Consider the following 23,292-nt stretch of genomic DNA (forward strand, 5'->3'; position numbering starts at 1 on the left):
ATGTTAGTTAGTGGTTTTTCACTGTCAGATCGGCTTCGTTTAGCTGGGTGGTTGCGAGTACCAGGTCACGATCGATGCCCTGTTCCAGCATTCGCAAGGCAATTTTAATGGCTTGTTCATGCATGCCTTCCTGCAAACCTTCTAATTTACCTTGCTGCCAGCCAATTTGGTGCCCTTCCTGCCGTAGCCGTTCAGCAATAGTCATCAATCTCTCCTTTTAATGACAGTTCGGAATATCAGCATCAGTGAGTTGGGTTGTCGCCAGCACAATCTCACGTTCAAAGCCCTGTTCCAGCATGCGCAAAGCAATTTTAATGGCTTGTTCATGCATGCCCTCCTGCCAGCCAATTTGGTGTCCTTCCTGCCGCAGCCGTTCAGCAATAGTCATCAATCTCTCCTTTTGTAGTGGTGAACGTTCGGCAATCTCCTGAATAAAGCGGGTGAAACGGGAGGTATCGCCGCATTGCAGTAGATAATTAAACAGCGTTTGCACCTGGCTGTCATTAGTGAAGCCCCTAACCAAAAGCGTGGTGATCCTGTCGACCAGACCGATTAAATCGCGCTCGCGAATATGCTTTTGAATCAGTTCCAGCAGAGCTATACGCCGATGTTGCATGATCTCATCGTCAGGTACGATGGTGATATCCACCAACGGAAAAGCTTCGGTGTACAACTGCCGGGCAAGCTGCGGGTCGTCAAATTCATCCAGCCAGTTAAGTGAATATGGGTAGGGTGAGGTTTCGCCGTGATAAAACAGCATTGGCACTACCAGAGGGACTCTGTCATAGCCTTTGTCCAGATGGCGCTGCATGACGGCAGTGGCATAACGCATCAGTCGAAAGGCCATGTTTTTTTCCGCAGTACTCTGATGCTCAATCACGCAGTAGATATAACCTTCGCCGTCGGTGGTTTCTACCGACCACAAAACATCCGAGTAGTAAGCGCGTAAACTTTTTTCAATAAAACTGGTGGGCTCCAGCCTTAAAGTTTGCAGATTGCAAAGTTTTCTCAGCGGTTCCGGCAGATGTATTTCCAGAAAATCCCGCGCAGTTTCGGGTGAGAACATAAAGGTTTTAAACACCGCATCATGCGGGGAGGAGGTTGTTGATTCGGTCATGGTTGTCCGTCACCTGATTTTTATGATGACGGGACATTACGGGGATCGCAGGCCGATGGCATCTGCCAGTTTTAGCCTTTGCGAGACGTTTTCAGAAGTATTTTTACTGCGATGCAACGCATACATTGGGTCCGGAACCGTGCACGCAAAAATGCCCGATAAGCCATGAACTCATCGGGCATCAGAAGGGCGCTTAAGCCAGCGCTTTTGCCAACAGTGTGATCGGATGTTCGCAGCGAAGGCTTGTGGACATCTCAATCTGCCATTTGCAGGTTTCGCAGTCGGTAACGACCAGATCTGCGCCGCTCTCTTCTATCTGGCGGAACAGTGGTGCGCCGATGGCTTGTGAGGTGGGATAGTTCTCTTTTTTGAAACCGTAAGTACCCGCAATACCGCAGCACTGGGAATCCAGCACTGTCAGCTCAAGCCCTGGGATCTTACGCAACAGTTCCAGGGTGTAGAGCGTCCAGCCCATTTTTTCCATATGGCACGGAGTGTGATAAACCACTTTCAGCGGCAGCGGTTTCAGCGGTAACGTTTTGCCTTCGTCCAGCTTGCGCCACAGCCAGCGGGTCGCCAGTTCAATATGATCGCGCAAGCCTTTGTTGTCGACATTCAGCACTTCCGGGTATTCGTCGCGCAGGGCAAATGTACAGGTTGAGGAGGTGGCAATCACCGGAATGCCTTTTACTCCCACAGCTTCGCGGATCGACTCTACATTCGTAATTGCCTGTTTACGTGCTTTATCGGTAAAGCCGTTGGCGATCAGTGGTACACCGCAGCATTTTTCTTTGCTGAGTAATTGCACTCCCGTTCCCATCGCGTTGAGCACTTTAATTAAATCTTTACCCAGTTGCGGATGGTTGTAGTTGACGAAGCAGCCGTGGAAAAAGGCGACCTGGTCTTTATACTGCGCTTGCTGGGCCGCTACGCTGCGATACCAGCGACGGAACGTGCCGAAGGAGTATTTCGGTAGCGTGCGGCGATGATCGATTTTTAACGCCGCATCAAGCAGTTGCCGCACCGGTTTCAGTGAAGTTGCGGTGTTGACGATTGGCGCGAACGGCGTGGAAACGCTGCCCATCAGATCGGTATGACTTAAAACGAAGTTACGCAGCGAGGGACGCGTGGTGTCATATTTCGCTCGTGCGCGCTGGATGATATCGCCAATCTTCACATCGGACGGGCAGGCGACTTCGCAACGTTTGCAGTTGATGCAATATTTCAGCGCCTCGTCATACAGTGCGCCATCTTTCAGACGCAGACGCTCGCCATCCGGCCCGGCTTGTTTTGGCCCTGGATAGCCGGGATTCACCCGGCTCACCGGGCAGGCGGTGGTGCAGACGGTGCACTTAATGCAATTTTCGAAGCTGGTATCGTTCATTATTGGCCTCCTGCGCGTTGGGCAATCTGTTGAGCGGCATGTAAAGCACTGACGGCACAGACACCGCCGCCGCATCCCTGGGCGATGGGATCAAATCCGCCCAGCACCGAACCGATGGCAAACAAGTTCTCTACTGTTTGACCAGCCTGTGACGGGCGTAGCGCCTCGTCAGTGGTTACGCCGAACTGTTGCCACGGTTGCGCAGCAAAAAAGTCACTTCTATACCACTCACCCCGCGTGGGGGTTTGCAGTACATCAAGGCCGAGAATCGGCTCACGAATGCCGTCGCGTTCTGCCACCAGCCCGCCGCTAAAGAAACTGCCGCTGGCGAGAACCGCGAAACGTGGACGCAGCGGGATGTCGGCGTGATTGCGGGTCCAGATTTCACTCACCACGCCGTTTTTACAGGTGACTTTTTTCACTTCATCGCCCGGCATCCACACGCCGCCCTGGCGTACAAACTGGCGCTGTAACTGGTTTTGCAGACGAATACCCAGCACGGAAGGCGGCAGCGTTGGCAAAAGCATCAGTGAGCAAGGTAGTTTTTCATTCAGCCAGCGCCACAGTTTGTCATCGGCCAGGCCGAAGCAGGCGGGCATCAGGATCATTTCACAGGTATTGGCGACAGGGATTAGTGCATCAATTAACAGCGGCCAGTTTTCTTCGTTATCAAGGAAACGGGCGATATTCACCGCGCGAAACTCGGTGGCGTTATTGCGTAACACATCCAGTTCCGGCAGTTCAATTTCAGCAGTTTCAACCGAAAGATCCAGTTCGCGCAACGAAGCCGCCGCAAGATGTGCCTGAAAATCCATCAGACCGCTTATCCCCACTACACATATCTTCTTCGCGGGTAGCGGCCAGACGGGAACTTCTGGCGAACTTAACCAGGTCGAACGCAAAGTGCCGAGCGGGGTAACGCGCTGATGGGCCAGTTCCACGCTGCCCTGCAATTGCGCGCCGCTTTCCGCAATTAATGTCTGCGCCTGACAAGCGAGATCCAGTACGCGTTGTGGGCCGAGAAGACTGTAAGGGTGGACAGGTGCCTGATGGCACAAGGACTCCAGCCCTGCATGAATGTCTGCCACCGGCTGACCGTCTGGCAGGTGGCTCAGTAAGTCCAGCGATCCGGATGAGAAATGCAGAGCGCTCTGTCCACGGGTGACAATGGCACAGCGCAGACCGTGTTTTTGCAATCGCAGGCCGCAGAGTAATCCGGCAAGACCGCCGCCCATAATGACAGTATCAAATCGCATCTTTCTGCTCCTTCTCCAGACCACACAGTCCCTGATAAACCCAGCGGGTAAATTCGCTTTCGCGCAATGCGTCTCCCCATGCAATGGGCTGCACACCTTTCCAGCGTTCGTTAAGGAAAGTGGAAAGTTGTTCGATAGATTGTGCGGAGGTGGTGACGTTAAAGCGTTGCAGCAGCCCGGCGGCGCGGCAGGCGCAGAGCTCGCCCTGGCAGGTGCCCATCCCCACACGGGTGCGACGGCGTAAATCTAACAGGCTATTCACGTTTAGATTTTCTACCGCGTACTGTACTTCGCCAGCGGTAACGGCTTCACACTCACAAACCAGGCTGCGGCGCAAACGGCCTTCGCTTAACCATGCTGGCGTGCGATCGCCATGACGGTAAACCGCAGAGCCGCGTAGTGGGGCAGGAAGGGAAATGACTTTACGTAAGGTGACTTCAGCAGGTTCCTGTGAACCAGGAAGTGCCAGATCGGCGGTCGTACAGGGGCGCGTGTTGCCCAGCTTGCGGCAGACGGCATCCGTAGCCCATTCCGCCATCAGACGATAGGTCATCAGTTTGCCGCCGGTGATGGTGATAAATCCGTCCAGACCATCGCGTTCGGCATGGTCGAGCAGCACGATGCCACGACTGACGTTACGGCCGCTCGGGTCGTCATCGCTGGCAACCAACGGGCGCACGCCAGAGTAGGCCCGCAAAATGCGCGTTTTCGCCATAACGGGGGCCAGTTTTTCCCCTTCACGCAGCAGAATATCCACTTCTTCTGCCGTCACTCGGTTGTCGTCTATCTCATCGTAATTAATGCGTAAAGAGGTGGTGCCAATCAGCGAAATGGTATCGCCAGGCACCAGAATATCGGCGTCGGAAGGTTTACGGCAGCGGTTGATCACATGCTGATTAATGCGGTGGTCCATGATCAGCAGCGATCCTTTCGCTGGGAACATGCGAATGCGTAGATCGGCATATTCGGCAATATGTTGCCCCCAGATCCCAGCAGCGTTAACCACCACTGGCGCATGGAGTGCCTGAGTTTCGCCGGTGAGATGATTACGTACACGAACACCGCACACCGTCGCGCCTTCACGAATTAGTCCCGTGACTTCATGAGCGGTAAGGATAACGGCACCATGTTCTTTTGCATCGAGCATGTTCGCTGCGGTCAGCCGGAATGGGTCAACGGTGCCATCCGGAACTTTTACCGCGCCAATCAGTGCCGGGTTAACGGAAGGTTCGATAATGCGTGCTTGCTGCGGATCAATGGCTTCAGCACTGATTCCAGCCTCTTCGCAAGCACGAATAAAAGTCGCCTGGAAGGAGAGATCATCTTCCGGCAGGGTGATAAACAGGCCGTTGGTTGGTTCGACACAGTGACGCGCAATGCGTTTTAAAATCTGGTTTTCACTAATACATTCGCGGGCCGATTCCGCATCGGTAACCGCATAGCGTGCGCCGCTGTGCAGCAGACCGTGGTTACGCCCGGTGGCTCCCGTTGCGATGTCGTGGCGTTCAACCAAAATCACTTTCAGCCCGCGCAGGGCACAGTCGCGGGCAATCCCGGCTCCCGTTGCGCCGCCGCCAATGATAATCACGTCACTTGTTTGCGAATCGCGAGTTTTCATTGTTATCCCTCAAAAGTTCGTTTTGTCTCATTTAGCCACAGAAAAAACATAGATTGTTTGATTTCGCGCATAATCGCTCATAATTCGAAAGTGAAACGTGATTTCATGCGTCATTTTGAACATTTTGTAAATCTTATTTAATAATGTGTGCGGTAATTCACATTCATTGAATGAATGATTAATTAACATCGCGGCAACTCAAGAAACGGCAGGTTCTTCCATTGAATCAGGCTGTTAATCATAAATAAGACCACGGCCACGGAGGCTATAAATGTTGAGTATTTTTAAACCAGCGCCACACAAGGCGCGCTTACCTGCTGCGGAGATCGACCCGACTTACCGTCGATTACGCTGGCAAATTTTCCTGGGGATATTCTTTGGTTATGCCGCTTACTATTTGGTTCGTAAGAACTTTGCTCTCGCGATGCCCTACCTGGTGGAGCAGGGGTTCTCACGTGGTGATTTAGGTTTTGCCCTTTCAGGGATCTCAATTGCCTACGGATTTTCCAAATTCATCATGGGGTCAGTGTCGGACCGCTCGAATCCGCGCGTTTTCCTGCCGGCAGGTCTGATTCTTGCTGCGGCAGTTATGCTTTTTATGGGCTTTGTACCGTGGGCGACATCGAGCATTGCGGTGATGTTTGTGCTGCTGTTCCTCTGCGGTTGGTTCCAGGGGATGGGATGGCCGCCGTGCGGTCGTACTATGGTGCACTGGTGGTCGCAGAAAGAACGTGGCGGCATTGTGTCGGTGTGGAACTGTGCGCATAACGTCGGTGGTGGTATTCCGCCGCTGCTGTTCCTGCTGGGGATGGCCTGGTTTAATGACTGGCACGCGGCGCTTTATATGCCGGCTTTCTGTGCCATTCTGGTGGCTCTGTTCGCCTTTGCGATGATGCGCGATACCCCACAATCCTGTGGCCTGCCGCCGATCGAAGAGTACAAAAATGATTACCCGGACGACTATAACGAAAAAGCGGAACAGGAACTGACCGCGAAACAGATCTTCATGCAGTACGTGCTGCCGAATAAACTGCTGTGGTACATCGCCATCGCCAACGTGTTCGTCTATCTGCTGCGCTACGGTATCCTCGACTGGTCACCGACTTACCTGAAAGAGGTGAAACACTTCGCGCTGGATAAATCCTCCTGGGCCTACTTCTTCTATGAGTATGCGGGCATTCCAGGCACTCTGCTGTGCGGCTGGATGTCGGACAAAGTCTTCCGCGGTAACCGTGGGGCAACCGGCATCTTCTTTATGACTCTGGTGACTATCGCCACCATCGTTTACTGGATGAACCCGGCAGGCAACCCAACTGTCGATATGATTTGTATGATTGTTATCGGCTTCCTGATCTACGGCCCAGTCATGCTGATTGGTCTGCACGCGCTGGAACTGGCGCCGAAGAAAGCGGCAGGTACGGCGGCGGGCTTTACCGGACTGTTTGGTTACCTTGGTGGCTCCGTAGCGGCAAGCGCGATTGTCGGCTACACCGTTGACTACTTTGGCTGGGATGGCGGCTTCATGGTGATGATTGGTGGCAGCATCCTGGCGGTTATCTTGTTAATTGTCGTGATGATTGGCGAAAAACGTCGCCATCAGGAATTACAGCAAAAACGCAACGGAGGCTAATGGCATGAAATTGACGCTGAAAAAACTTAGCATGGCTATCATGATGAGTGGAATGATCATGGGAAGCAGTGCAATGGCGGCGGATAACAGTGAGAAAATAGTGATTGCCCATCGCGGCGCCAGTGGTTATTTGCCGGAGCATACGCTGCCTGCAAAGGCGATGGCGTATGCGCAGGGGGCCGATTATCTGGAACAGGATTTGGTGATGACGAAGGACGACCATCTGGTCGTTCTGCATGACCACTATCTTGACCGGGTAACCGATGTTGCCGATCGTTTCCCGGATCGGGCGCGTAAAGATGGCCGTTACTACGCGATAGATTTTACACTGGATGAAATTAAGTCTTTAAAATTCACTGAAGGCTTCGATATTGAAAACGGTAAAAAAGTGCAGACTTTTCCCGGGCGTTTCCCGATGGGTAAATCTGACTTCCGGGTGCACACTTTCGAAGAGGAAATTGAATTTGTTCAGGGGCTAAACCATTCGACCGGGAAAAATATTGGTATCTATCCAGAGATTAAAGCGCCGTGGTTCCATCATCAGGAAGGGAAGGATATTGCGGCAAAAACCCTGGAAGTGCTGAAGAAATATGGCTACACCGGTAAGGATGATAAGGTTTATCTGCAATGCTTTGATGCTGATGAACTGAAGCGTATTAAGAATGAGCTGGAACCTAAAATGGGTATGGACCTCAACCTGGTACAGCTGATTGCATACACCGACTGGAACGAAACTCAGCAGAAACAACCGGACGGAAGCTGGGTTAATTACAGCTATGACTGGATGTTCAAGCCGGGTGCCATGAAACAGGTAGCGGAATATGCTGATGGTATTGGCCCGGATTACCATATGGTGATTGATGAGACATCGCAGCCGGGTAATATCAAGCTTACCGGAATGGTAAAAGATGCACAGCAGAATAAGCTGGTGGTGCATCCTTATACCGTGCGGGCCGACAAGCTACCGGCCTACACAACGAATGTGAATCAGCTTTATGACATTTTGTATAACAAAGCTGGAGTGAACGGTTTGTTCACTGACTTCCCGGATAAAGCGGTTACCTTCCTGCAACAACAGAAATAATCTCACCTTCGGCATTCCGGTCTGCCCGGAATGCCGCTTTGCTTCTGTAACAAGTCCATTTTTGTACACAAAAATCTTAAGGATTTCTTAAGGCAACACTTTATATTTCCATCCTGATAATTAACGTGCACATAGTGACGGATAGTAAGTAATGATCTCAGGAACGGAAGACGAACAATTTGAACGTTGGTGGGCGACCACAGGAGACTGGGTCGAAGAACCCAATTATCGACGCAATGGTATGAGTGGTGTGCAGTGTGTAGAGCGCGATGGTAAAAAGCTTTATGTGAAGCGTATGACTCAGCATCTCTTTCATTCGCTGCGCTATCCCTTTGGACGCCCGACGATTGTGCGGGAGATTGAGGTGATAAACGATTTGGAGCGCGCGGGCGTTATCGTGCCGAAAATCGTATTTGGTGAAGCAATCAAACGAGAAGGGGAATGGCGGGCGCTACTGGTTACCGAGGATATGACCGGTTTCATCAGTATTGCAGACTGGTATACACAACATGCTATTACCCCTTACCCAGACGATGTGCGTGAAGCAATGCTACACGCGGTGGCACAAGCGTTTAAAAAAATGCATAGCGTCAAGCGTCAGCATGGCTGTTGCTACGTTCGTCATATTTATGTGAAAACGGAGGGTGTGGCGGAAGCGGGGTTTCTTGATCTGGAAAAAAGTCGCCGCCGATTGCGTCGTCAAAAAGCAGCTCAGCATGATTTCGCCCAACTGGAGAAGTATTTATCTCCCATTCCTCCCGACGACTGGGAGCAGGTGAAAGCGTATTACTACGCCATGTAATCGTTGTAGGCCAGATAAGACACATAAGCGTCGCATCTGGCACTAGTACCCGATCACAACTCTATTTCAATATCGCCTTTTGCCCGGCAACAACAGGGCAAAATCTCCCCTGGCTGAATAAAGGCTAACGGTTCGGCAATCCAGTCAACCTGACCTGCAACCAGGCGAGTGCGACAGGAGCCGCAGTAGCCTTCGCGACACTGGTACTCAACCGCCACATTATGGGATTCCAGCGCCGCCAGAAGGGAAGGGTGTTCATCCTGGCACAGCAGTTGTGTGCCAGTGATGCGCAAGGTAACGCGGGTCATCAGAGCTGGAAGTTACTCAAATCGTCGGTGTCCACTTCCGAGTCAATTTGACCGACCAGATAAGAACTCACCTCAACTTCCTGTGGGGCAACCTGCACGTTATCCGACACCAGCCAGGTATTGATCCACGGGATCGGGTTGGAACGTGTCTGGAACGGCAGATCCAAACCGACAGCTTGCATGCGGATGTTGGTGATGTACTCGACGTACTGGCAGAGAATGTCCTTGTTCAGACCAATCATCGAACCGTCACGGAACAGATAATCCGCCCAGTCTTTCTCCTGCTGTGCCGCCTGAACAAACAGCTCATAGCACTCTTGCTTACACTCTTCGGCTATTTCCGCCATTTCCGGATCATCCGCGCCGCTGCGCAGTAGATTCAGCATATGCTGAGTACCGGTCAGGTGCAGGGCTTCGTCACGGGCAATCAGGCGAATAATCTTGGCGTTACCTTCCATCAGTTCGCGTTCTGCAAAGGCAAAGGAACAAGCAAAGCTGACGTAGAAACGAATGGCTTCCAGCGCGTTAACGCTCATCAGGCAGAGATAAAGTTTTTTCTTCAGCTCGCGCAGGCTAACGGTCACGGTTTTACCGTTGACGGTGTGGGTGCCTTCGCCCAGCAAATGCCAGTAACTGGTCATCTCGATCAGTTCATCGTAATAGCGGGAAATGCCTTCCGCGCGTTTCTGGATCTGTTCGTTGGTGACGATATCGTCGAATACAACAGACGGATCGTTAACGATATTACGAATGATATGGGTATAAGAACGAGAGTGAATCGTTTCTGAAAATGCCCACGTTTCTACCCAGGTTTCCAGTTCCGGAATAGAAATTAGCGGCAGCAGTGCCACGTTCGGACTACGACCCTGAATGGAATCGAGCAACGTCTGGTACTTCAGGTTGCTGATAAAAATGTGCTTTTCGTGTTCAGGCAGTGCCTGATAATCGATACGGTCGCGAGAGACGTCAACTTCTTCCGGACGCCAGAAGAAAGAGAGCTGCTTTTCGATCAGCTTTTCGAAGATTTCATATTTTTGCTGATCGTAGCGGGCCACGTTGACCGGCTGACCAAAGAACATCGGTTCTTTGAGCTGATCATTCTTCGTCTGTGAAAATGTGGTATATGCCATGAATATGTCCTGTTGGGAGTTTAATGCCGGATAAGGCATTTTACGCCGCATCCGGCATCCAGAGCCTGATGCGACGCTGGCGCGTTTTATCAGGCCTACAAAATTCGAGACGTAGGCCGGATAAGACATTTTACGCCACATCCGGCATCTCAATATCAGATCTTACATGCGCCGCTTTCGCAGCCATCGTCCTGGATTGACGGCACCAGATCGTCCTGCGCATCTTCTGCGCCGTCACGGGTGTTCTGATAATACAGCGTTTTGACCCCGAATTTGTAGGCGGTGAGCAGGTCTTTCAGCAACTGCTGCATCGGCACTTTTCCTGACGGGAAGCGTGACGGATCGTAGTTAGTATTCGCAGAGATCGACTGATCGATAAATTTCTGCATGATACCAACCAGTTGCAGATAACCATCGTTACCCGGCATTTCCCACAGCAGTTCATAGGCATCGTGCAGGTGTTCGTAGTCTGGAACGACCTGGCGCAGAATACCGTCTTTCGACGCTTTAATGCTGACATAACCGCGCGGCGGTTCAATGCCGTTAGTAGCATTAGAGATCTGCGAAGAGGTCTCGGAAGGCATCAGCGCTGACAGTGTAGAGTTACGCAGGCCGTAAGTTTTGATCGACTCACGCAATGCTTCCCAGTCGTAATGCAACGGCTCATTAGCGATGGCATCCAGATCTTTCTTATAGGTATCGATCGGCAGGATCCCTTTCGCATAGGTGGTTTCGTTAAACCACGGGCACGCGCCTTGCTCTTTCGCCAGCTCATTAGACGCTTTCAGCAGGTAATACTGAATGGCTTCGAAGGTTTTATGTGTCAGGTTGTTGGCGCTGCCGTCGGAGTAGCGTTTACCGTGCTTCGCCAGATAGTAAGCGAAGTTGATCACACCAATACCCAGTGTACGACGACCCATCGCTCCACGTTTAGCTGCCGGGATCGGGTAATCCTGATAATCCAGCAGCGCGTCGAGTGCGCGTACCGCCAGAACGGCCAGCTCTTCCAGTTCATCCAGGCTGTTAATTGCCCCCAGGTTGAAAGCAGAAAGCGTACACAGCGCGATTTCACCGTTTTCGTCGTTAACGTCATTCAGCGGTTTGGTCGGCAGAGCGATTTCCAGGCACAGGTTAGACTGGCGCACTGGCGCGATGGCCGGATCAAACGGGCTATGGGTATTGCAGTGGTCAACGTTCTGAATATAGATACGACCGGTAGACGCACGTTCCTGCATCATCAGCGAGAACAGCTCAACGGCTTTCACACGCTGCTTGCGGATGCTGTCGTCTTTCTCATATTTGGTGTACAGGCGTTCAAACTCTTCCTGATCGGCGAAGAACGCGTCGTACAGCCCCGGTACGTCGGACGGGCTGAACAGGGTGATATCTTCACCTTTCAGCAGACGGGTATACATCAGTTTGTTGATTTGTACCCCGTAGTCCATATGACGCACGCGGTTGCCTTCAACCCCACGGTTGTTTTTCAACACCAGCAGGCTTTCCACTTCCAGATGCCAGATTGGGTAGAACAGCGTTGCCGCACCGCCGCGCACGCCGCCCTGGGAGCAGGATTTCACCGCCGTCTGGAAATGTTTGTAGAACGGAATGCATCCGGTATGGAACGCTTCGCCGCCACGAATCGGGCTACCCAGTGCACGAATACGCCCGGCGTTGATGCCGATCCCCGCACGCTGGGAAACGTATTTCACAATCGCGCTGGAGGTCGCGTTAATGGAATCCAGGCTGTCGCCGCACTCGATCAGCACGCAGGAGCTGAACTGGCGAGTCGGGGTACGCACGCCGGACATGATTGGCGTCGGCAGCGAAATTTTAAATGTGGAAACCGCGTCGTAAAAACGCTTCACGTATTGCAGACGCGTTTCGCGCGGGTAGTTCGAGAACAGGCATGCAGCAACCAGAATATAGAGGAACTGTGCGCTCTCGTAGATTTCGCCGGTCACGCGGTTCTGTACCAGATATTTGCCTTCCAGTTGCTTAACGGCAGCATAAGAGAAGGTCATATCACGGTCGTGAACGATAAACGTGTCCATCTGCTTGAACTCTTCTTCCGTGTAGTCTTCCAGCAGATGATTATCGTATTTGCCCATCTCGACCATTTTCACCACGTGGTCGTACAGCGCAGGCGGCTCAAACTGGCCGTAGGCTTTTTTACGCAGGTGGAAAATTGCCAGGCGCGCGGCGAGATACTGATAGTCCGGTGCATCACGGGAGATCAGGTCAGCGGCAGCCTTGATAATAGTTTCGTGGATGTCGGAGGTCTTGATTCCGTCATAAAACTGAATATGGGAGCGCAGCTCGACCTGGGAAATCGAAACGTTATGCAGTCCTTCTGCCGCCCAGTCCAGAACGCGATGGATTTTGTCGAGATTGATGCGCTCTGTGCTACCGTCGCGCTTTGTCACCAGCAGATTCTGATTCATGTATGTCGTACCTGTTTTTGGAATTCTTTCCGCAATAGTTTCACGGCAACTACCTGTAGTAAGGAAAGCTGCAACGAACACTATATATAGGGGGTATGTTTGGGATTCACTGCAAGATAGTGTGAAAACGGCCCTCTTGCAAGTGCATAACTTTGTGGATAACTCAGGAAGGAAAAAGCGACTTCCGCGTACCTTAGGTCAGACAAGGTGTCCGGGAAAGTCAATGGGAAGAGAAAAATTTGTTAAAAATAACCGTTCGGTGATTTCTTGAACGCTCAATTTAAGATAATTATTGATCCAGGTTATTTGTTGTGCTTTTGTCAGGTGTGGTGAAAATTGATGCCATCACAAATTCATATAACGTCGGCACTTAATGTTATGTTTATGATGTGAGCGAATGTAAATGGCTGCGGTTCACGGAACAGGTATTTTTTAATCAACAGATGTGAAATAAAAGTTTGTTATGTTGATTATTCCAGGTAAACAAGAAACGAATTAATCAGTTTAATGTGTTTTAATTATTGTTATTTCATAATTTGGTCAGTATCAAAAGGAATAATTTATTTCTTTTAGAAGATATTATTTTAGTATATATGTTTTAAATGTTTCTTATTTACAATTAATCATTATCTACAATCACAATATGTCTTTTAATGATGGCGTGTTATTTCTCACAGGCTGTCAGATTATGAATAAAAAACGGATTGTTTTTATCAGGAAAGGATATCTATTAATTATTCCAGCCGTCGTTGCTTGCGTGTTTACGCGTGCAAATGCAACGTCGCAGGTTCTGGCTTCATGTCAGGGTGTTAACGTGACTGCCAGTTGTCGGGCCAGCTATCAAAGTCTTTCAGGTAGTACACAGACCTGGAATGTTGCTGACGGGCAATGGCTTGTTTTTTCCTCTATGGCAAATGATGCCAGTGGAGGCGCGGTATTTTTACAACAAGGTGCTGATTTCACATTATCAGCACAAGGCGGAACAGGGATGACTCTGTTTGAAAATAATGCCGTGAGCGGTGAATATAATAATGGCGGAGCTATCTTTGCAAAAGAAAACTCAACGCTGAACCTTACTCAGGTTATTTTTGACAATAACATCGCTGGAGGGTATGGAGGGGCGATCTACTCTGCGGGAACAAATGACGCTGGTGATATTGATCTTAGCATTACCAATGCTGTATTTACGGATAATGTTGCTAATGATGGTAAAGGTGGCGCAATTTATTCAATTAATAATAATGTCTACTTAAATAACACTGTTTTTGATAATAATCAGGCATATACATCAACAAGTTACAGTGATGGTGATGGTGGAGCCATCGATATTACTGATAATAATAGCGATAAAACACACCCATCAGGATTTACCATTATTAACAATACTTCGTTCATAAATAACACTGCTGAAGGTTATGGTGGCGCAATTTATACCAGTAGCACGACTTCTCCTTATCTTATTGATATCGCTGTTGATGACAGCTACAGCCAGAACGGGGGCGTATTAGTAGATGTGAATAACAGCGCATCCGCTTATGGTGAAGACGCTTCGGCAGCAGCTGGAGGCTTTCTGTATACAGGGGCAAGTGAAATCCGTTTTGATGTTGCGGCTGATAAAACCTTGATCATTGGCAGTACAAAAAATGATGGGGCTATCGACTCCATTGCGGGGACGGGCGTTATTACCAAAGCCGGAGCGGGCGAACTGGTGCTTAACGCTGATAACAATTATTTTACTGGCGAGATGAGAATTAAAAACGGTGAAGTCACGCTAGGGCGGAATAATTCGCTGATGAATGTCGGTGACAGTCAGTGCCAAAGTAATCCACAAAATTGCTATGGCTTGAGCGTTGGTAGTATCGGACAAACAGATAATCAGGCAGAGCTTAACGTCGGTTCGACTCAGCAAACATTTGTACATTCGTTAACGGGTTTTCAGAATGGCACTTTAAATATTGACGCTGGCGGCAATGTTACCGTCAACCAGGGCGGTTTTGCCGGAACTATTCAGGGGGAAGGGCAACTGACTATTGCTGAAAACGGGAGTTATGTACTGGCGGGTGCGCAGTCGATGGCGCTGACCGGCGATATTGTGGTGGAAGATGGCGCAATCCTCTCGCTTTCGGGTAACGCCACGGATCTTGCGGAGATGCAAGACGATCCGCAGTCCATCGTGTTAAATGGCGGCGTATTGGATCTCTCCGATTTTACTACCTGGCAGAGCGGTACGTCAGAGAACGATGGTCTGGAAATCAGTGGCAGCGACGGTACGGTGATTGGTCAGCAGGATGTTGTCGATCTTTACGGTGGCGACGATCTGCATATTGGCGATGACGGGAATAATGGTGTTTATGTGGTGGTGGATGCAGGTGACGGGCAGGTCAGCCTGGCAAATGACAATCAATACCTCGGCACAACACAAATCGCTTCCGGTACGCTGGTGGTGAGCGACAACTCTCAGCTTGGTGATACCCACTATAACCGCCAGGTTATCTTTGCTGATAATCAACAAGATAGCACGATGGAGATTAACTCCAACGTTGACACGCGTTCAGATGCGGCAGGCCACGGACGTGATATCGAAATGCGCGCCGATGGTGAAGTGATGGTGGATGCGGGTGTAGACACGCAGTGGGGCGCACTGATGGCTGACAGCAGCGGGCAGCAGCAGGACGTGGGAACCACACTGACGAAAACCGGTGCAGGAACGTTGGAACTGACTGCCAGTGGCACGGCGCAGTCGGCGGTGCGAGTGGAAGAAGGCACGTTGAAAGGCGATGCTGTGGATATCTTTCCTTATGCATCATCGCTGTGGGTCGGTGATGGGGCGACGTTCGAGACTGGTGCGGATCAGGATATTCAGTCTATTGATGCTACTTCCAGCGGCACTATCGACATCAGCGATGGTACGGTTTTGCGCCTGACCGGGCAGGATACTTCCGCCGCACTGGATGCCTCGCTGTTTAACGGCGACGGTACGTTGGTGAATGCCACCGATGGTGTGATGTTGACAGGTGAGCTTAATACCAACCTGGAAACTGACAGTCTGACTTATCTTTCAGACGTGACGGTTAATGGTGATCTGACCAATACGTCCGGTGCGGTTAGCCTGCAAAATGGCGTCGCTGGCGATACGCTGACGGTAAACGGTGATTATACCGGCGGCGGTACGCTACTGCTCGATAGCGAATTAAACGGCGATGACTCAGCAAGCGACCAACTGGTGTTGAACGGTAATACTGCTGGCAACACGACCGTGGTGGTTAACCCCATTACCGGGATTGGTGAGCCGACATCTACAGGCATTAAAGTGATTGATTTCACAGCCGATCCCACGCAATTTCAAAACAATGCGCAGTTTAGTCTGGCGGGCAGCGGCTACGTCAATATGGGCGCTTACGACTATACGTTGGTGGAAGATGATAATGACTGGTATCTGCGCTCGCAAAAAGTCACTCCGACGCCACCGCCCGATCCGGATCCGACTCCCGATCCCACGCCGGAGCCCGACCCAACACCCGCTTATCAGCCTGTGCTGAATGCCAAAGTTGGTGGATATTTTAATAACCTTCGGGCGGCAAATCGGGCGTTTATGATGGAGCGACACGATCACGCTGGTGGCGATGGTCAGACGCTGAATTTACGCGTTATCGGCGGAGATTATCATTACACAGCAGCAGGGCAGTTGGCCCAGCATGAAGACATTTCTACGGTACAGCTTAGCGGCAACCTGTTAAGCGGAGACTGGGGCGATGATGGCCAGTGGATGCTAGGGGCCGTAGGTGGCTACAGTGATAATCAGGGGGACAGTCGCTCGAATATGACCGGAACTCGCGCCGATAACCAGAACCACGGTTATGCTGTTGGGCTGACCTCAAGCTGGTTTCAGCACGGTAGCCAAAAACAAGGGGCATGGCTGGATAGCTGGCTGCAATATGCCTGGTTTAGCAATGATGTTTCTGAACAAGGTGATGGTGCGGATCATTACCATTCGTCGGGGATCGTTGCTTCGCTGGAAGCCGGCTATCAGTGGTTACCGGGGCGTGGTGTGTTAATTGAACCGCAGGCGCAGGTGATTTATCAGGGCGTGCAGCAGGATGATTTTACCGCCGCTAACCATGCGCGGGTGTCACAATCGCAGGGCGATGATATTCAGACGCGGCTGGGATTACACAGCGAATGGCATACTGCGCTTCATATCACGCCAACGTTGGATTTGAATTATTATCACGATCCCCATTCGACGGAAATTGAAGAAGATGGTAGCCAAATCAGCGACGATGCGGCGAAGCAGCGTGGTGAAATAAAAGTGGGAGTAACGGGCAATATCAGTCAGCGAGTTTCCCTGCGTGGCAGCGTGGCGTGGCAGAAAGGAAGCGATGATTTTGCCCAGACGGCAGGGTTTTTGTCGATGACGGTGAAATGGTAATCGCTGTCCGCCCGGCATCGTTGCCGGATGCGGCGTAAACGCCTTATCCGGCCTACGGGAGTATTTGTAGGCCTGATAAGACGTGGCAAGCGTCGCATCAGGCATTGGCGCGGTTGCCGGATGAATCCAAACAACAACCTTACTTATTCTGCGTGTGCAGCATATAGTTCACATCAACGCCGGGGCCGAGCTTAAAAGTATTAGTGATCGGGTTATAATGCAGCCCGATCATATGGCGCTCTTTTAGACTGGTTTGATCCACCCAGCCCAGCAATTCTGCCGGTTTAATAAACTTCTTCACGTCGTGCGTGCCTTTAGGCACCATGCGCAAAATATATTCAGCGCCGACCACCGCCATTAGCCACGACTTGCCATTACGATTAAGCGTGGAGAAAAAGACATCGCCACCCGGTTTTACCAGTTGTGCACAGGCTCTGACCACTGACTGCGGATCGGGAACGTGTTCCAGCATCTCCATGCAGGTCACCACATCATACTGCCCGGCATGTTTTGCCGCGTGTTCTTCCACGGTTTCCTGTACGTACTCTACCTGAATACCGCTTTCCAGCGCGTGCAGCTTTGCCACCTGCAATGGCTCAAAGCCCATATCCAGACCGGTCACCGTCGCGCCTTCGCGCGCCATACTCTCGGCCAGAATGCCGCCGCCACAACCGACATCGAGCACCTTTTTGCCAAATAAACCGCCAGCACGCTCGGCAATATAGCCCAGACGCAGCGGGTTAATGCGGTGCAGTGGTTTGAACTCGCCTTCCAGATCCCACCAGCGGGAGGCGACGGCTTCAAATTTAGCGATCTCTTCGTGGTCTACGTTATGGTTTACCGGCGATTTTTCGGCATTCATTGGCACTTCTACTCCGTAATTGGCAAGACAATCGAGTATATCAGGCATTGGATGTGAATAAAGCGTATTGGTTTACCTCAATCTGCGCGGCTGTGTTATAATTTGCGACCTTTGAATCCGGGATACAGTAGAGGGATAGCGGTTAGATGAGCGACCTTGCGAGAGAAATTACACCGGTCAACATTGAGGAAGAGCTGAAGAGCTCCTATCTGGATTATGCGATGTCGGTCATTGTTGGCCGTGCGCTGCCAGATGTCCGAGATGGCCTGAAGCCGGTACACCGTCGCGTACTTTACGCCATGAACGTACTAGGCAATGACTGGAACAAAGCCTATAAAAAATCTGCCCGTGTCGTTGGTGACGTAATCGGTAAATACCATCCCCATGGTGACTCGGCGGTCTATGACACGATCGTCCGCATGGCGCAGCCATTCTCGCTGCGTTATATGCTGGTAGACGGTCAGGGTAACTTCGGTTCTATCGACGGCGACTCTGCGGCGGCAATGCGTTATACGGAAATCCGTCTGGCGAAAATTGCCCATGAACTGATGGCCGATCTCGAAAAAGAGACGGTCGATTTCGTTGATAACTATGACGGCACGGAAAAAATTCCTGACGTCATGCCGACCAAAATTCCTAACCTGCTGGTGAACGGTTCTTCCGGTATCGCCGTAGGTATGGCAACCAACATCCCGCCGCACAACCTGACGGAAGTCATCAATGGTTGTCTGGCGTATATCGATGATGAAGACATCAGCATTGAAGGGCTGATGGAACACATCCCGGGCCCGGACTTCCCGACGGCGGCAATCATTAACGGTCGCCGCGGTATTGAAGAAGCTTACCGTACCGGTCGCGGCAAGGTGTATATCCGCGCTCGCGCAGAAGTGGAAGTTGACGCCAAAACCGGGCGTGAAACCATTATCGTCCACGAAATTCCGTATCAGGTGAACAAAGCGCGCCTGATCGAGAAGATTGCGGAACTGGTAAAAGAAAAACGTGTGGAAGGCATCAGCGCGCTGCGTGACGAGTCTGACAAAGACGGCATGCGCATCGTGATTGAAGTGAAACGCGATGCGGTCGGTGAAGTGGTGCTCAACAACCTCTACTCCCAGACCCAGTTGCAGGTTTCTTTCGGTATCAACATGGTGGCATTGCACCATGGTCAGCCGAAGATCATGAACCTGAAAGACATCATCGCGGCGTTTGTTCGTCACCGCCGCGAAGTGGTGACCCGTCGTACCATTTTCGAACTGCGTAAAGCTCGCGACCGTGCGCATATCCTTGAAGCATTGGCCGTGGCGCTGGCAAACATCGACCCGATCATCGAACTGATCCGTCATGCGCCGACGCCTGCAGAAGCGAAAACCGCGCTGGTTGCTAATCCGTGGCAGCTGGGCAACGTTGCCGCGATGCTGGAACGTGCTGGCGACGATGCTGCGCGTCCGGAATGGCTGGAGCCAGAGTTCGGCGTGCGCGATGGTCTGTACTATCTGACCGAACAGCAAGCCCAGGCGATTCTGGATCTGCGTTTGCAGAAACTGACTGGCCTTGAGCACGAAAAACTGCTCGACGAATACAAAGAACTGCTGGATCAGATCGCGGAACTGCTGCGTATTCTTGGCAGCGCCGATCGTCTGATGGAAGTGATCCGCGAAGAGCTGGAGCTGGTTCGTGAACAGTTCGGCGACAAACGTCGTACTGAAATCACCGCCAACAGCGCAGACATCAACCTGGAAGATCTGATCACCCAGGAAGATGTCGTCGTCACGCTCTCTCACCAGGGCTACGTGAAGTATCAGCCGCTTTCTGAATACGAAGCGCAGCGTCGTGGCGGGAAAGGTAAATCTGCCGCACGTATTAAAGAAGAAGACTTTATCGACCGACTGCTGGTGGCGAACACTCACGATCATATCCTGTGCTTCTCCAGCCGTGGTCGTGTCTATTCGATGAAAGTTTATCAGTTGCCGGAAGCCTCTCGTGGTGCACGCGGTCGTCCGATCGTCAACCTGCTGCCGCTGGAGCAGGACGAACGTATCACCGCGATCCTGCCGGTGACCGAGTTTGAAGAAGGCGTGAAAGTCTTCATGGCGACCGCTAACGGTACTGTGAAGAAAACCGTCCTCACCGAGTTCAACCGTCTGCGTACCGCCGGTAAAGTGGCGATCAAACTGGTTGAAGGCGATGAGCTGATCGGCGTTGACCTGACCAGTGGCGAAGATGAAGTAATGTTGTTCTCCGCCGAAGGTAAAGTGGTGCGCTTTAAAGAGTCTTCTGTCCGTGCGATGGGCTGCAACACCACCGGTGTTCGCGGTATTCGCTTAGGCGAAGGCGATAAAGTCGTCTCTCTGATCGTGCCGCGTGGCGATGGCGCCATCCTCACCGCAACGCAGAACGGTTATGGTAAACGTACCGCAGTGGCGGAATACCCAACCAAGTCGCGTGCGACGAAAGGGGTTATCTCCATCAAGGTTACCGAACGTAACGGTTTAGTGGTTGGCGCGGTGCAGGTAGATGATTGCGACCAGATCATGATGATCACCGATGCCGGTACGCTGGTACGTACTCGCGTTTCGGAAATCAGCATCGTTGGCCGTAACACCCAGGGCGTGATCCTCATCCGTACTGCGGAAGATGAAAACGTAGTGGGTCTGCAGCGTGTTGCTGAACCGGTTGACGAAGAAGATCTGGATACCATCGACGGCAGTGCCGCGGAAGGGGACGATGAAATCGCTCCGGAAGTGGACGTTGACGACGAACCGGAAGAAGAATAATTTCATCGCTTCATGACTGAAGGGAGTAAACATCCCTTCTTCGAAATGAAAAGTCCAGGCTGCAAAGTCTGGGCTTTTGTCGTATTAGGGCGCGCTAAAGGGCGAGTTCGTTCGTCAAAAATGACGGTTATACACAAGGAATGTGGCAATGAGCGGTGAAAAAAAGGCGAAAGGCTGGCAGTTTTATGGCCTTGTAGGTGTCGGTGTTGTTGCGCTCCTTTCCGCGGGCGTCTGGGCATTGCAATACACTGGCAGCGGTCCAGAAAAAACGTTGTCGCCGCTGGTAGTGCATAATAATTTGCAAATCGATCTCAATGAGCCTGACCTCTTTCTCGATAGCGACTCTCTAAGCCAGCTTCCCAAAGATCTCCTTACTATTCCTTATCTCCACGATGTCCTGAGTGAAGATTTCGTTTTCTATTATCAGAATCATGCCGATCGTCTGGGCATTGAAGGCAGTATTCGCCGCATTGTCTATGAACACGATCTCACGCTGAAAGATAAGCTCTTTTCGTCGCTCTTAGACCAGCCCGCGCAGGCGGCACTGTGGCACGATAAACAAGGCCATCTTTCACATTATATGGTGCTTATCCAGCGTAGTGGCTTGAGCAAGTTGCTGGAGCCATTGCTGTTTGCTGCTACCAGCGACAGCCAGTTAAGTAAGACGGAAATCAGTAGTATTAAGCTAAATAGTGAAACCATCCCTGTTTATCAGTTGCGCTATAACGGCAATAATGCCCTGATGTTCGCGACATATCAGGACAAGATGCTGGTGTTTTCCAGCACGGATATGTTGTTTAAAGATGACCAGCAGGATACCGAAGCCACGGCGATCGCAAGTGATTTGTTGAGCGGCAAAAAACGCTGGCAAGCCAGCTTCGGTCTGGAAGAGCGTGCTGCCGGAAAAACACCAGTACGCCAGCGCATCGTGGTCAGTGCAAATTTGCTGGGTTTTGGCTACCAGCGATTAATGCCTTCTTTTGCTGGCGTACGCTTCGAAATGAGCAACGACGGCTGGCATAGCTTTCTGGCGTTAAATGATGCATCCGCTAGCGTGGATGCCAGTTTCGATTTTACGCCGGTATGGAGCAGTATGCCTGCCGGGGCAAGCTTCTGCGTGGCGGTGCCTTACTCGCACGGTATTGCTGAAGAGATGCTCTCACAAATCGCTCAGGAAAACGACAAGTTGAATGGGGCATTAGATGGTGCCGCCGGGCTGTGCTGGTATGAGGATTCAAAACTGCAAACCCCGCTGTTTGTTGGTCAGTTTGATGGCACTGACGAACAGGCGCCATTGCCAGGGAAACTGTTTACCCAAAATATTGGTGCTCGTGAAAGCAAAGCGCCAGAAGGCGTATTACCGGTAACTCAAACTCAGCAGGGCGAAGCGCAAATCTGGCGTCGCGAAGTGAGTTCCCGATACGGTCAGTATCCGAAAGCACAGTCAGCGCAACCAGATCAATTAATGTCGGATTATTTTTTCCGCGTGTCGCTGGCGATGCAAAACAAAACGCTGCTTTTCTCCCTCGATGACACGCTGGTTAATAATGCGCTGCAAACACTGAATAAAACCCGCCCGGCAATGGTGGATGTGATACCCACTGATGGCGTCGTTCCGGTATATATCAATCCACAAGGAATGGCGAAACTGCTGCGTAACGAAACGCTGACCAGTCTGCCGAAGAATCTCGAACCGGTTTTTTATAACGCCGCACAAACTTTATTAATGCCGAAACTGGACGCTTTATCGCAACAGCCTCGTTATGTCATGAAGCTGGACCAGATGAAACCGGGCGCCGCCTGGCAATGGTTACCAATCAACTGGCAGCCATTATGAGGCGTGGACTGCTGGCACTGATTTGCTGGCTGTGTTGTTTTGTTGCTCATAGCGAAATGCTGAATGTCGAACAATCGGGGCTATTTCGTGCCTGGTTTGTGCGCATTGCGCAGGAACAGCTACGCCAGGGGCCAAGCCCACGTTGGTATCAGCAGGATTGCGCAGGTCTGGTGCGCTTTGCAGCGAACGAGTCGCTGAAAGTTCACGATAGCAAATGGCTAAAAAGTAACGGTCTGTCAAACCAGTATCTACCGCCAGAAATGACGCTAACACCTGAGCAACGACAACTGGCACAAAACTGGAACCAAGGGAGCGGGAAAACCGGACCCTATGTGACCGCGATTAATTTGATTCAGTACAACAGCCAGTTTATTGGCCAGGATATAAACCAGGCACTGCCTGGCGATATGATTTTTTTCGATCAGGGCGATGCCCAGCACTTAATGGTCTGGATGGGGCGTTACGTCATCTACCACACCGGAAGCGCCACGAAAACTGACAACGGAATGCGCGCAGTCAGTCTGCAACAACTTATGACATGGAAGGACACCCGATGGATACCCAACGATTCCAATCCCAATTTCATTGGCATTTATCGTTTAAATTTTCTGGCGCAATAG

The 23,292-nt window shown here is 51.3% G+C and carries 15 protein-coding genes and 1 pseudogene; 7 read left to right on the forward strand and 9 right to left on the reverse strand.

What is annotated here, in order from left to right:
* Positions 1–7 precede the first annotated feature (7 nt).
* The 5 genes and pseudogenes from FEK42_RS01170 to glpA form a co-directional block, all read right to left on the reverse strand.
* Positions 8–217, reverse strand: a pseudogene (locus FEK42_RS01170) (hypothetical protein); the annotation flags it as partial.
* Positions 218–1,117, reverse strand: coding sequence for an ISNCY family transposase (locus FEK42_RS01175; protein WP_135492836.1), 900 nt, complete (start codon positions 1,115–1,117; stop codon positions 218–220).
* Between the two features lie 193 nt (positions 1,118–1,310).
* Complete coding sequence (glpC, locus tag FEK42_RS01180) at positions 1,311–2,501, reverse strand: anaerobic glycerol-3-phosphate dehydrogenase subunit GlpC (protein WP_135407434.1); 1,191 nt, start codon at positions 2,499–2,501, stop codon at positions 1,311–1,313.
* Positions 2,501–3,757: a glycerol-3-phosphate dehydrogenase subunit GlpB gene (gene glpB / locus FEK42_RS01185; RefSeq protein ID WP_135492835.1), complete on the reverse strand. Its 1,257-nt coding sequence runs from the start codon at positions 3,755–3,757 to the stop codon at positions 2,501–2,503. Before glpB ends, glpC begins: the two co-directional genes overlap by 1 nt.
* Positions 3,747–5,375 carry an anaerobic glycerol-3-phosphate dehydrogenase subunit A gene (gene glpA / locus FEK42_RS01190; RefSeq protein WP_135492834.1) on the reverse strand — a complete coding sequence of 543 codons (1,629 nt, stop codon included), beginning with the start codon at positions 5,373–5,375 and terminating at the stop codon, positions 3,747–3,749. Before glpA ends, glpB begins: the two co-directional genes overlap by 11 nt.
* Positions 5,376–5,646: 271 nt before the next feature.
* On the opposite strand from glpA, the gene glpT reads away from it, so the two are divergent.
* The 3 genes from glpT (at position 5,647) to inaA (ending at position 8,891) form a co-directional block, all read left to right on the forward strand.
* A complete protein-coding gene (glpT, locus tag FEK42_RS01195; RefSeq protein ID WP_135492833.1) occupies positions 5,647–7,005 on the forward strand; it encodes a glycerol-3-phosphate transporter in 1,359 nt (452 codons plus the stop codon).
* A 4-nt stretch (positions 7,006–7,009) separates the two neighbouring features.
* Positions 7,010–8,089, forward strand: a complete 1,080-nt coding sequence (gene glpQ / locus FEK42_RS01200) for a glycerophosphodiester phosphodiesterase (protein ID WP_130207163.1) — start codon at positions 7,010–7,012, stop codon at positions 8,087–8,089.
* A gap of 151 nt (positions 8,090–8,240) precedes the next feature.
* Positions 8,241–8,891 (forward strand): lipopolysaccharide kinase InaA, encoded by a 651-nt coding sequence (gene inaA / locus FEK42_RS01205; RefSeq protein ID WP_135492832.1) that lies wholly within the window; start codon positions 8,241–8,243, stop codon positions 8,889–8,891.
* A 53-nt stretch (positions 8,892–8,944) separates the two neighbouring features.
* Here inaA and yfaE read toward each other — a convergent pair whose 3' ends face one another.
* The 3 genes from yfaE to nrdA all read right to left on the reverse strand — a co-directional run bounded on the left by yfaE (position 8,945) and on the right by nrdA (position 12,770).
* A complete protein-coding gene (yfaE, locus tag FEK42_RS01210; protein WP_130207161.1) occupies positions 8,945–9,199 on the reverse strand; it encodes a ferredoxin-like diferric-tyrosyl radical cofactor maintenance protein YfaE in 255 nt (84 codons plus the stop codon).
* Positions 9,199–10,329: a class Ia ribonucleoside-diphosphate reductase subunit beta gene (gene nrdB, locus FEK42_RS01215; protein ID WP_130207160.1), complete on the reverse strand. Its 1,131-nt coding sequence runs from the start codon at positions 10,327–10,329 to the stop codon at positions 9,199–9,201. The genes yfaE and nrdB overlap by 1 nt, the downstream gene beginning before the upstream one ends.
* 155 nt (positions 10,330–10,484) lie before the next feature.
* A complete protein-coding gene (gene nrdA, locus FEK42_RS01220) occupies positions 10,485–12,770 on the reverse strand; it encodes a class 1a ribonucleoside-diphosphate reductase subunit alpha (protein ID WP_130207159.1) in 2,286 nt (761 codons plus the stop codon).
* Positions 12,771–13,458: 688 nt separating this feature from the next.
* Here nrdA and yfaL point away from each other — a divergent pair.
* On the forward strand, positions 13,459–17,199 hold the full coding sequence (gene yfaL, locus FEK42_RS01225; protein WP_135492831.1) for an AIDA-I family autotransporter adhesin YfaL/EhaC: 3,741 nt from the start codon (positions 13,459–13,461) through the stop codon (positions 17,197–17,199).
* A gap of 139 nt (positions 17,200–17,338) precedes the next feature.
* Here the strand turns inward: yfaL and ubiG are convergent, their stop codons facing one another.
* Positions 17,339–18,061: a bifunctional 2-polyprenyl-6-hydroxyphenol methylase/3-demethylubiquinol 3-O-methyltransferase UbiG gene (gene ubiG, locus FEK42_RS01230; protein ID WP_130207157.1), complete on the reverse strand. Its 723-nt coding sequence runs from the start codon at positions 18,059–18,061 to the stop codon at positions 17,339–17,341.
* Between the two features lie 146 nt (positions 18,062–18,207).
* Between ubiG and gyrA the strand changes: the two genes are divergently transcribed.
* The 3 genes from gyrA (at position 18,208) to FEK42_RS01245 (ending at position 23,292) form a co-directional block, all read left to right on the forward strand.
* The gene (gene gyrA / locus FEK42_RS01235; protein WP_001281237.1) at positions 18,208–20,835 is read left to right on the forward strand and encodes a DNA topoisomerase (ATP-hydrolyzing) subunit A; all 2,628 of its coding nucleotides are present in this window, start codon (positions 18,208–18,210) and stop codon (positions 20,833–20,835) included.
* Positions 20,836–20,983: 148 nt separating this feature from the next.
* Entirely contained in the window at positions 20,984–22,672 is a 1,689-nt protein-coding gene (locus tag FEK42_RS01240; RefSeq protein WP_135492830.1) for a DUF2138 domain-containing protein, read from the forward strand.
* The gene (locus FEK42_RS01245; protein WP_135491689.1) at positions 22,669–23,292 is read left to right on the forward strand and encodes a DUF1175 domain-containing protein; all 624 of its coding nucleotides are present in this window, start codon (positions 22,669–22,671) and stop codon (positions 23,290–23,292) included. Before FEK42_RS01240 ends, FEK42_RS01245 begins: the two co-directional genes overlap by 4 nt.

This window comes from Escherichia sp. E2748 (genome assembly GCF_005781125.1).
In the GTDB taxonomy this organism is placed as follows: domain Bacteria; phylum Pseudomonadota; class Gammaproteobacteria; order Enterobacterales; family Enterobacteriaceae; genus Escherichia.